The organism is Olsenella sp. Marseille-P4559, assembly GCF_900605015.1.
GTDB lineage: Bacteria > Actinomycetota > Coriobacteriia > Coriobacteriales > Atopobiaceae > Tractidigestivibacter.
The window spans coordinates 72616-84395 of record NZ_LR027574.1 but is presented as its reverse complement, the minus strand read 5'-3'; the positions used below and the strand labels follow the sequence as shown (position 1 = coordinate 84395).

The 11780-nt window shown below is 52.0% G+C and carries 8 protein-coding genes and 1 CRISPR repeat array; all 8 genes read right to left on the bottom strand.

Annotated features, from left to right (window positions below; translation table 11 throughout):
* Nucleotides 1–20 precede the first annotated feature (20 nt).
* Nucleotides 21–2989: direct repeats of the CRISPR family, unit length 33 nt; unit sequence ATTTCAATCCACGCCCCTCGTATGAGGGACGAC.
* A gap of 161 nt (nt 2990–3150) precedes the next feature.
* The 8 genes from cas2 to E0E00_RS06560 all read right to left on the bottom strand — a co-directional run bounded on the left by cas2 (nt 3151) and on the right by E0E00_RS06560 (nt 11780).
* The gene (gene cas2 / locus E0E00_RS06595; protein ID WP_130811760.1) at nt 3151–3441 is read right to left on the bottom strand and encodes a CRISPR-associated endonuclease Cas2; all 291 of its coding nucleotides are present in this window, start codon (nt 3439–3441) and stop codon (nt 3151–3153) included.
* A 14-nt stretch (nt 3442–3455) separates the two neighbouring features.
* Nucleotides 3456–4487 (bottom strand): type I-C CRISPR-associated endonuclease Cas1c, encoded by a 1032-nt coding sequence (cas1c, locus tag E0E00_RS06590; protein WP_130811759.1) that lies wholly within the window; start codon nt 4485–4487, stop codon nt 3456–3458.
* Nucleotides 4484–5134: a CRISPR-associated protein Cas4 gene (gene cas4 / locus E0E00_RS06585; protein WP_130811758.1), complete on the bottom strand. Its 651-nt coding sequence runs from the start codon at nt 5132–5134 to the stop codon at nt 4484–4486. The genes cas1c and cas4 overlap by 4 nt, the downstream gene beginning before the upstream one ends.
* 19 nt (nt 5135–5153) lie before the next feature.
* Complete coding sequence (locus tag E0E00_RS06580) at nt 5154–7352, bottom strand: CRISPR-associated endonuclease Cas3'' (protein WP_130811757.1); 2199 nt, start codon at nt 7350–7352, stop codon at nt 5154–5156.
* Between the two features lie 13 nt (nt 7353–7365).
* Nucleotides 7366–8265, bottom strand: a complete 900-nt coding sequence (locus E0E00_RS06575; RefSeq protein ID WP_130811756.1) for a type I CRISPR-associated protein Cas7 — start codon at nt 8263–8265, stop codon at nt 7366–7368.
* A gap of 20 nt (nt 8266–8285) precedes the next feature.
* Nucleotides 8286–10409: a hypothetical protein gene (locus E0E00_RS06570; RefSeq protein WP_130811755.1), complete on the bottom strand. Its 2124-nt coding sequence runs from the start codon at nt 10407–10409 to the stop codon at nt 8286–8288.
* Nucleotides 10406–11074, bottom strand: coding sequence for a CRISPR-associated protein Cas5 (gene cas5, locus E0E00_RS06565; protein ID WP_207302689.1), 669 nt, complete (start codon nt 11072–11074; stop codon nt 10406–10408). Before cas5 ends, E0E00_RS06570 begins: the two co-directional genes overlap by 4 nt.
* 481 nt (nt 11075–11555) lie before the next feature.
* Nucleotides 11556–11780, bottom strand: coding sequence for an IS3 family transposase (locus E0E00_RS06560; protein ID WP_207302688.1), 225 nt, complete (start codon nt 11778–11780; stop codon nt 11556–11558).

The window sequence follows — 11780 nt, the reverse complement described above, 5'->3', positions numbered from 1 at the left end:
TCTCGTTTGCGCATGGGCCTATTTCAATCCACGCCCCTCGTATGAGGGACGACGAGGCACGGGGACGGCCTCAGCCGCCAGACCGTATTTCAATCCACGCCCCTCGTATGAGGGACGACCATCACGCCCCGGCCGGGCGCCACCCGGGATTGGATTTCAATCCACGCCCCTCGTATGAGGGACGACAGAGCGCGCGGGGCCTGCCTGCCGCGTCGTGGGAATTTCAATCCACGCCCCTCGTATGAGGGACGACCCGCGTCCCGGGCTGCCCACATGACATCCGTGAAATTTCAATCCACGCCCCTCGTATGAGGGACGACCTGGTTGTAGTAGATGAAGCCGTGCATGAAGAGATTTCAATCCACGCCCCTCGTATGAGGGACGACGGTGCCCGGCGTGTCCCCCTCCACGTCGGCGAAATTTCAATCCACGCCCCTCGTATGAGGGACGACCCCCAGCCGGAGCCTGAGGCCATCGGCTGGGACATTTCAATCCACGCCCCTCGTATGAGGGACGACTGGTGGACGGCTGCGATACGCGCAAGGTGGCGGAATTTCAATCCACGCCCCTCGTATGAGGGACGACGAGAGCGCGCGGGGCCTGCCCGCCGCGTCGCGGGAATTTCAATCCACGCCCCTCGTATGAGGGACGACGAGGTTCGCCGGCTCGTGCTCGATGGACGCGCGATTTCAATCCACGCCCCTCGTATGAGGGACGACGACAAGACACAAGGAGGAGGATTCCATGAGCGTATTTCAATCCACGCCCCTCGTATGAGGGACGACACCGCAAGCTGGTCGAGAACTGGACCTCGCCCGGATTTCAATCCACGCCCCTCGTATGAGGGACGACCGGGGGCGACCTCGGCAAGGTCGTGGGCGACTGATTTCAATCCACGCCCCTCGTATGAGGGACGACTTGCCTGGTCAAAGGTCCAGAGACCCGGATGCCTATTTCAATCCACGCCCCTCGTATGAGGGACGACACCCATTCTCCTCGATGCTGGACGAGGCCATGCCGATTTCAATCCACGCCCCTCGTATGAGGGACGACATCGAGAGGATGCTCGGAGAGGATGCCAAGGTAATTTCAATCCACGCCCCTCGTATGAGGGACGACTCGTGCGCTGGTATTCGTCAGCCCACGTGGCAGATTTCAATCCACGCCCCTCGTATGAGGGACGACAAGGCCGTAAGCGACGGGCAGAAGAGGAAGAAGGATTTCAATCCACGCCCCTCGTATGAGGGACGACCAGGCGCCAGGGCATGTGCCGGGACTGCTTCTCATTTCAATCCACGCCCCTCGTATGAGGGACGACCTCGATAGACACCGGTGACCACAGGGTTGACGCGATTTCAATCCACGCCCCTCGTATGAGGGACGACCTGCCTACCGCCCACTGCTGGTCCTTGTAGGCATATTTCAATCCACGCCCCTCGTATGAGGGACGACCTTACACAGTCACGGTGCTCGGCTCGTAGCCGGGCGATTTCAATCCACGCCCCTCGTATGAGGGACGACCGCCCACGGTGCCACCCGATGGCCCCGAGGCATGAATTTCAATCCACGCCCCTCGTATGAGGGACGACCCGCTCGCCGATGATTCAATGCCGCTCGCGGCAAATTTCAATCCACGCCCCTCGTATGAGGGACGACTTAGGACCACGCACAATCCCTGCTGGGACGCAAAATTTCAATCCACGCCCCTCGTATGAGGGACGACTGGGAATCCGAGATTTCTTGCCGCCAGCGGCATAATTTCAATCCACGCCCCTCGTATGAGGGACGACGGCCGCGATGCCGCTCCCCGTCTCGTCCACGGCATTTCAATCCACGCCCCTCGTATGAGGGACGACGGTACGTCCGCGTAGTCTCGGACGCAGACCTCCAATTTCAATCCACGCCCCTCGTATGAGGGACGACTTAGGACCACGCACAATCCCTGCTGGGACGCAAAATTTCAATCCACGCCCCTCGTATGAGGGACGACTGGGAATCCGAGATTTCTTGCCGCCAGCGGCATAATTTCAATCCACGCCCCTCGTATGAGGGACGACGGCCGCGATGCCGCTCCCCGTCTCGTCCACGGCATTTCAATCCACGCCCCTCGTATGAGGGACGACCGAGGGCGGCACCGTCACGGCATGGATGGGCGCGATTTCAATCCACGCCCCTCGTATGAGGGACGACCGCGTCATGGGATGTGCCCCACGTGCTGGACGAAATTTCAATCCACGCCCCTCGTATGAGGGACGACCGCCACAGGAATCATCGAGGCCAAGGCGCACAAATTTCAATCCACGCCCCTCGTATGAGGGACGACTCAGAGGGCATCGCGGTCAGGGACGAGATAAGATTTCAATCCACGCCCCTCGTATGAGGGACGACACGGTCGTGCCGCCTGACGTGTCGCTTCCCCTGAAATTTCAATCCACGCCCCTCGTATGAGGGACGACGTGAGCGCATTCACCAACGCCGTCGACTCCATCATTATTTCAATCCACGCCCCTCGTATGAGGGACGACTTGTGTTGCCGCAGCCCCGCCCGTCCAGTGGGTTATTTCAATCCACGCCCCTCGTATGAGGGACGACCTCTCCATGAGCGAGGAGAACATCGACAGCCTGATTTCAATCCACGCCCCTCGTATGAGGGACGACCCACGGGCGCTTCGGTCGCGGCCAGCGCCACCATTTCAATCCACGCCCCTCGTATGAGGGACGACCACGTGGTTCATGCTTTCGCCCTCTATCTCAAGATTTCAATCCACGCCCCTCGTATGAGGGACGACTCTGCGATTCCGTGAGCGCGGTCTTCTCCGCTTCATTTCAATCCACGCCCCTCGTATGAGGGACGACGTGCTTTTAGCGTCGTCACGTCTCGGACGTATGAATTTCAATCCACGCCCCTCGTATGAGGGACGACGGCCGCCTGCGCCTCGCTCAACGTCCCAGCCGAATTTCAATCCACGCCCCTCGTATGAGGGACGACCGCAAAATATGGTAGCACATGATCATCAGACCACAAGGTGTTGATCATAGCCCGTTGCATATCTTATTGCCATACCTATGTCCTTTATCGTTTTGGCTCCAAATGCCATTGTCAAGGTGCGAAGCCCCCTGTGCGCGACTGATTGCCTACGGTTCGCACTTCTAGAGGGACAGGAACCCCTGAGGGTCATAACCTTCCTTGGCTCCAATATGAGTAATCTTGCTCTTGTAGGAGTCGCCCAAGTTATAGAACCGTAAGCTATCGTGCTTGACGTCTATAATCTCCGTCAACTTGTGACGGAGTTCTGCCTGCGTTGCAGCATCCGCGTCACACTCAAACACGGAGTTCTGGACACGCTGGCCATAATTGACACATATCTTAGCCACTCTGCGAAGCCTCTTTTGCCCCGCAGGCGTCGTAGTATCAACATCGTAAGTGATGACGACATACATGGGAAAGCGACTCCTCACTTCCACATGAACGGTGGATAACCGTCGATATCTCCTCGAACGTACTGCGCCAGGAGCTGTGCCTGTACGTATGGTACTAATCCATAGGGCATCTTCTCATGGAGGAAAGGATGTGTAACTACCTCCCTCTTCTTCTCCTGCCAGGCATCAAAGAGAACCTTGCGCCCGTCATCCGTCAGCCTGACCTCGCCATTCTCCCTCGTTTCAAAATGCTTCGCCTTTATCGTTCGATTGTTGATGACAGTCAGCACGAAGCGGTCAACCAGGATTGGGCGAAGCTCCTCCATGCAGTCAAGCGCCAGAGACCTTCTGCCAGGCCTGTCCGTGTGCATGAACCCGATGTAGGGATCGAGCCCCGCCCCACGCAAAGCCGAGGAGCAGTCAAGTGAGAGCATGGTGTAGAAGAGAGACAGCATTGCGTTCACAGGATCAAGGGGCGGTTGTTTGTTCCGCCCACGAAACTCAAATGCCTTGTCAGTATTCAGCACAAGTTCGTTGAACACTGCGAAGTATTCAGCTGCGGCATCCCCCTCAATCCCTCGCAATGATTCAATTGACGAGCACGATTTGAGGGCGCGCAACGAGCTACTGAGCATTTGCGACGCTCGCTTGAGTGAGTCGACGTCGACCCTCATCCCATGGTCTCGGATACATCTTTCTAGAACCCACTTCGAGTTGAAGACCTTCGCTAGGATGAAGTTCTTCGAGACTACCAGACACTGTTCGCGGTTCTGGGACATCAGGCTCTGCCTTTGTCGCAGCAGTACATTCCCATGGGGCATGCCTGCCACGTCGGCAAGGAACCTGCCGCTCGATGTGAAAAATGCAAGCTCAATACCCTCATCTGCACAGCGGCCCATCAAGGCAGGGCTGGCGCCCATGTACGAGAACGAGTAGATGCTCGCCAGAGTATGCAGAGGTATCCTGCCCATCTCTGCCCCTTGTCGCTTAGCGACGACATTCATGCCGTCAACCGTAAGGTAAAGGTCATCCGACAAGATGTAGAGCGTGTTCCCAAGGCGCCTCACAAGGATCCCTCCAACATTTCGTCGACATAGGCTTGGGCGCTCTTCGCCTTCGGCATGCACAGCTCATAGAGGGAGCATGACCTGCAACTCTTGCGGTACCTTGCCTTTGGGATCCAGCGCTTCTGGTACAGTGAGTGCATCTCCGCAAAGTCACGCTCCACCTCCTGGCGAATCTCCCGCAGAAACTCGACCTTCTCGCGAGACCGCGTCTCCCCGTAATACAGAAAGCCGTATGGGATCTCGGAGCCAAACATCTCCTCCAGGCACATCGCCTGGGCCGTCAGCTGAAGCCTATCGGCATCGATGGTCTTCGCATGCCCATGCTTGTATTCCACAGGGAACTCGGACCATAGGCCATCCTCCCCTACGAGAGGATGACCATGCTCGCTCTGGTGAAACTCCACTACGTCGCACTGCCCAATGACGCCCATCGCGGAGGAGCGCACCGTCAGGCCGCGCACGATGATGGTGTCTCCCCTGCGCTCGCGGAGGGAATCGTCGTGCGCACGCTCATGCATAATGTCTCCGCCAATGGTCAGGACGTTCTCCTGCCACTCATCCGCCACGTGGATGAGCCCCCATTGGCGCCGGCAATAATCGAAGTGCTGGATGCCTGACAACATTAAATAGTCTTCGTCTGAATACATAGGGAAAACTCCCCGGTGCTCAAAGGATTAGCGTTCCGTTTGTGAACTGGCCCAGCTCCATGACACCACGCATATATCCCAAGAAATCATCATAGGGCAAGGTCCATTGGTATAAATCTTCGCTCAGCTTCTGCAGCTGCCATTTCCCGATATAGCACTTGCGTATCGAGACCGATCCACTCTGGAGATTCTCCCAGCAGCTATATCCACGCACGGCTCTTTCAGCCAGTTCAGGATCAATAATCGCGACGACGGTGTCATCATCAATGACTTTGAACTCGGAGGCAATCTCCTTGAACTCGTAATCACCCTCATCGTCAAGCAGTTTGCGAATAAACAATCTCACCCGTTCATTAGAGCCCCAAGACAGCTCCTCATTCATTGATGTTGTACTTAGCTCGGCATTAACGGGAATGCTCTTTTTGAAGTAGTTGAGCAGTACTTCACGAGATGCCTTCAAACGCTTGTTGTTGTTTAGTCTTGAATCGTCTTGGAACAAGAATGTCCACATTTCCGCAGCATCGTACTCGCCATTGCGGTTAACGCGCCCGGCACTTTGAACTAACGAAAGAAGCGAAGATGTTTCACGAAAACCAGTTCTAAATGAAAAGTCGACACCGGCCTCAACGCATGAAGTAGCCACCAGTGTCCAGTCCGTATCCTCTTCGTTCGATAGTCGTTTTATGATTCTTTCAACAGTTTTTGCCCTGTAGCCTGGTGTCAAAGCGGTGGAAAGATGTTCTACTCGTTCGCGACCACATTCTTGTCTGAATGCATCCGCAACGATAGCGGCATTATTCACCGTATTGACTATCACCAGCCTCGGACCAGGCTCGCCGCATACCCATGTAGGAAAATCAGACAAGGCAATTGCCTGTTCACGATAACAATACCTAATTCGGTTTAGCTCATATTTATACAATTCAGCTCTGATTGCTTCAGGAACTAGCCTAGTGACATCAGGTTGTTCAAGCCCAATTTTCCAATGCTTAAATGCTGAGAGCTCCCAGAAACGAACTAAGGAGCCAGAGGCGAGCACCCATCTGCAAGACCACTCCTCAGCAAGACAGTTCATCCATTTCCATGCTATCGGAAGCAATTGAACAGGCAACGCAGCGTGTGCCTCATCAACGAATATGACGCTCCCCGGCAGCTCATGCAGCCTGCGAAGTACAGACGGCTTATTGGATGCCAACGTCTCAAAAAAAGCAACCGCAGTAGTCACTACGATTGGCGCCTTCCAACGTGCCGTTAGGTATCTGGTATCGTAATCTTCGAAATCCACTCGACTATGGACTTCAGCGACAACTCTATTTGGATCCTCGCCCGGGAGAACCAAGGCTTTGCGGTAAACCTTCACGGACTGGCTAATGATGCTCGTATAGGGCAGCACCACAAATATTCTTCGCAGGCCATATTCAGAGCATTGATGGAGAAGATTAGCCATTACCGCAGTCGTTTTGCCGGACCCCACAGGGCTATCGCACGATACAAAGCTTTCCTCTAGATTGGCAGACCGACAAGCCCGATACATCTTTCGGCGCAAACGACTTCTCTCATCATTCGTCCCCAAGTCAGAGACATACTGGTCGAGCATCCTCAAACGTTCATCGGCGCGCAGCAAAGGCATGTCTTCCGCCGAAGGGCCTTGACCATAAAACCTTGCTGTGTCGGAATGATCAGCGTCAGCCAAACACGAGAGCGCCATTCTACAATACACGCCTAATCCATTAGGCGTCTTCTCGAGAGTATGGTCAGCCGCATCAGCAGACGTGAGAGACTCGTGTATTGATACGAGCTCCCCCAATTCGTTATCGGTTTGTCGCTTAATCTGTTTGTCTCTAAGAAAATTCATACCTCGCGCCTGCTCTTCAGCAATATCAGGCAAGCCCGCGTGATGAGAATAGACAGACAAAGCAGCCAGCAGACTTCCAGACTTCAACAAGTAGCTACATCCCGCATCAACATGGTTCACAGGAAGATGGCCTTTTCCATCCTGGGTCGAACGCAATACGTCCTGGTTGTCTTTGTCCAGCTTCCCGAGATCATGCCAAAGGGCCGCATTATGGACTGTATGCTGCAGCTCTAGGCATGAGGTCCTTGCATATTTCCCAGCTTCTGCAGCATACCTATCTGCACGACGCATTACTGCGAGGATATGGTCTTCATAGCTCTGAGATTTTCCATCGCAATTCGCGCTGTGTGCAAGATATTCCATATTCACTCAATTCCTACAATACAGGCGTTTTCGCCAGATCATTACAGGAAGAAACTTTTTCCATCAGCTTGTCTGGAAGCTGGTCCACATCCTCATAATCCAGCCACGATTCTGATGGCTCGTCGGGTTCGTCTTTTTTCTTTGGAGTTAGTGCTTCGAAAAGAAGATAATCAGGACAGCTGCCCAAAATACTCCTGTGTTCGATATACCATGCATGTCTGATGCGGACATCAGGGCGTACTGAAGATCTATTTAAATCATATGCATAAGGAATCATCAGCTTCATCAACTCGATGTCATCAGCTGTACAACCTGATTTCCGTGCATAATTCGGATTGACAAAGAAAGGCATAGTATAGATACCGTGCTCTACGACTCGATACGACATTGGAGCCATACCGGAATTCTTTTCCTTCTGGACACCAGCCTTATTCGTATTTGTCTGACGAATTATATGAATCGGTGCAATTGATATTCCCATTCCGAATTGAACGACGCCCGTTTTTATAAAGCCTTTATCCCCGCCCGACTCCAAAAACGTATTCCCAAATATTCTTGCATCCCAATACTTCTTGACAAACTCGCTATTCAAAAAATCTCTTTCATTGAATTTAGCGTTATCCTTAGTTGCACCCATCTCTTTGGAGATGGCACCACGGTCACGACCACGATGTTCAAGTATCTGGTAGTTATCTGGACTGTTCCTGTACACCTCCGGTAGAGCTGCAAAGAATGGGGAATTGTGGTCCTCAAGCAGCTCGCGAAGTTTTCTCTTGAACGACACTGGAGAAATCTCTCCGTGTCCGTTTTCTCGCTGCCGCGGATCGCTCTCTCTGTCGGGATCTCCATTCGGATTGGAGTTCACAACCTCGATAACAAGCAAACCAGTAGCACGCTTAATTTCATCTACCATGATCTGTCCTTTCTTCTGCGCTAGTTTTCACCATTGTCACTGGAAGCGCTGCGATTTTTCGGCAGTGAAGACAGGAATCCGATAAATAGCTGAGCCCTCTCTTCATCCGAGAAACTCCTGGGGCTCTTCCATGCAGGCCCCAGCTTATCCATGGTCATCTGATATTCCTTGCATATCCAAGCAGTCAACCGTCGATTCTTCTCAAGTTCCTCGTCCTTGCTGGTTTCATTCTTGAAGGTTTTAGCCCAAGCAAGATAAGGCAAGATTCTTTGTCCCAAGATGACAAAAGCTTCCTTTGGAGAATCGGACGCCACACGGAACAAAGCTGATCCAACAAACTGAGGAGGGTAGTTTTTCTCACGCACCACTTTGCAATAGAGCTCATGAAGAATGTCGGATTCATGCAGTAGTTGGCCAAACAAGTAGGGGGCCTCGTTGCAGTAGGAATCCATATATATCCCTTCACGATGTAAAAGAAGTGACAAAAACGGTATGAGCAGATTTATTGCATCTATGCATGATTTGGATATATCATTGTAATCCCTTTTGGCAAGAGCTGCACCAGTGGCGGCAATCAATTTGGGACATTTTTCTACTGCAATATGCATCTCCCTTTCTACAGGAAGCATCTTGTCCAAGAGCAGCTCCACACCGTAATAATCGGGAACAACGCTTAAGTTGGGGGCCTCCTTATTATTACGTTTCGGCCCGGAGCCCTCTTTCTCATCGCGATTGACCTGAGTATTCATTATTTCGGCAATGCTCATGGGATATGGTATCCGTCTGGCAAGCCCTCCGAGGATTTCTGGATGGTTGCCGCACCCAGCTTCCCAGTCGCGTACATTATCTTCAAGCGATTGGATATTGACAGCCCTTGTGTACATTACCCGTGTTCTGCCAGGTGGTTTATTTGTTACTTTACGCAAGACAAATACACGAATGTCATCAGTAGCCCCAGCGTCTTCACCTTCAACGCCGTGTCGCAATTTATTTATATATACTGCCGCAGCTTCTTCGAACTTCCTCTTGGGACTGACGCTAAACACACTTTCGAACTCCCTCTCGGGGCTGACGCCAAACACACTTGTATAGTCCAATTGTTTGATGAACTCACCTATTGGATATACATATAGCCATTCATGGCTATGCGATTTCGATGTCCATATCCATACTTTATTCTCGAGAGCTTGATTATTTAGCCACCGCATCGCACCAGCCAGCACTTCCCTATTTCTGATGCTTAACGGGAAAGAGTCATTCTTCTTCAAGCCGTATTTTATCTGGCACACTGCCGCATCATTCATTGTGCGTAAAGAAGCAGACATATTATCCGGCAATTTGAAAGTTGCCATACGATCTGTCGTAGGTTCATATGGCTGTCCAAGGGCATCCACCAAAGCGTTGTTGTCTAGGATATCGCTTACCGATTCATTAGTTAACAGCGCCTTGTTTAGTGAGTTGTTGAACTGGTATGTACGGGTAGACCAACCGCTTTCTACGAGTTCCTCCGTATCAAAGATGAACGACAGAGAATCGTTCTTCCGTTTAGGCATGTTAAACAGCAGAAGCAAGGCCGTAGAGATATCTTGGTGCTTTCTAAGACATTGAAAGGCATATTGTTTCAGCATTTCATAGAGAGTCATTGGATTTCTGTATCGGTCTGTAGCCTCGACCAGCAGTTTGACTGGTTCAAAATCCCCTGTAAGTTCCAGCAACTTATGGGGCTCTATCACCATACGCAGCTTGTATTTTCTAGCAAAACGTTCTTGCTTCCGAGCATTCTTCGGGAACCATAAGGAGTCATTACACATTGAGATGATGGTCTCAATGTCTTTATCGCTTAATGGCTCATTCCCTTTCGCCGCTTTATTTAGGATATTCGAATCAGCACTGTCTTTTGGCAAGGCAAAAAGAGCGTCCAGATTCATATGCGGGTACGAAGCTTGATTGCTCCCAAATTTATATATCCCGGCCAGCTCGTCGCCAGTCAATGTACTGAGGCTCGCAATACCATTGTCATTCAGGCATATTCTTATACATGGGGTATTCGGGATTTCATCGAGTTCGAAATACCTAATTTGGTCGCTAAAGTCAATGCCAGAAGCTTGAAGCGCCTTTGTTATACTGAATGCTTCGTTAATCATCTGTTATCACCGCCCAATGGATAGATAAGGGTGCCATCATGAATGCGCACATCGGTATCGAATCTAGGCCCGACATGTCCATATGTAGAACTATCGAAGACTGTTCGAAGCATCGAAGGAATTACGATGTCAGGTAGCTCTTCACATGCATGAGTAGATGATCTCAGAGGGCCAACATATGAGGTTGTGAACTCTCTCCATCCAAGTGATACTGTGCCGAATGATTGGCCTCGGTTCAATCGTCTCTCGAAGATAGCTTTATATGCATGACCTGGTGAGGTAGTATGTGCATCCCACAGACGCGACCTCAAATTGAAGGAATCTCGATTGTTGTTCTGTTCCACTACGGCATAAAGCTTGTAACAAACATCGACAAGAACCGTTGCAACAAGTTGATAGTTATTGCCACTTTTGATATCTGGATTCGATCTGTTCGGGCCGCCGTAATTAGTTACATAAGAGTGATACTGGATAGGTTTACATATTTCCACCCTCGTTGGAATTATAGAAATTGCTGGTCCCCACAGGATGCTTTCGAATATTCCCTTGGACGCCGAGTATGTCGGTGCCGGATAGCTACATGGACAATCACCAGTATCAGGCCGCGTCCACATGGCAGTGTTTCCGGCAACTTCCATTGCAATCTCGTATTTCTTGTCATTCATGATGAGCTCCAGTCTTCTATTTGCACCATTTAAGTACAAATTCAAAAACCCAACCGAATGATTGCGAGCTCAATTAGGTGAATGGCAAACTCTGGTCCAACTAGCGTCGCAGACAAGGCGATGTGTTTGCCGACTACGAGTGGTCAGCGTACTTATCCCCATGCTCAATTGAAACTCGCGCCAGGATCCAAAATCTTTCTGACGCTCAAGCAGAACTGATATGTAGCTTACCCTGTCAAGAGGCAGAACGGCCCCGACTCCGAGTTTCTCGGAGCTGGGGTCGTTTCCCATATGGTCCTCCGGGCGCCTGCCACCATCCGGCGTGTCTGGTTCGACGCACGACTGCGAGTCTGATATCCGCGTGTTGGGTAACGCATTCCGATGCCTTCGGCTGGGTGGTTCCGCGTGTCTAGGATCGCGCGTGTTTGATAGCCACAGAGTTGCGGGTTGGGGGTGGTACCGCTTTTCCGTACCGTTCTCGCTAGGCTGCAAGGGTTAGGCTTTGCCTGTATGCCAAGGGGCCCATCGAGCCCAGCGAGCGCCTGATCCTCTTTGTGTCGTGCCACCCTATGTAGCCATCGATCCTCTTCCCGAGCTCCTCCAGGCTGACGCCCTCCCAGTCCCTCCCGCAGGACATCCCGTTCTTCATGGTGCCGAAGAGGCCCCCCATGCGGGAGTTGTCGGGAGGGCTGCCCTTCCTCGACAT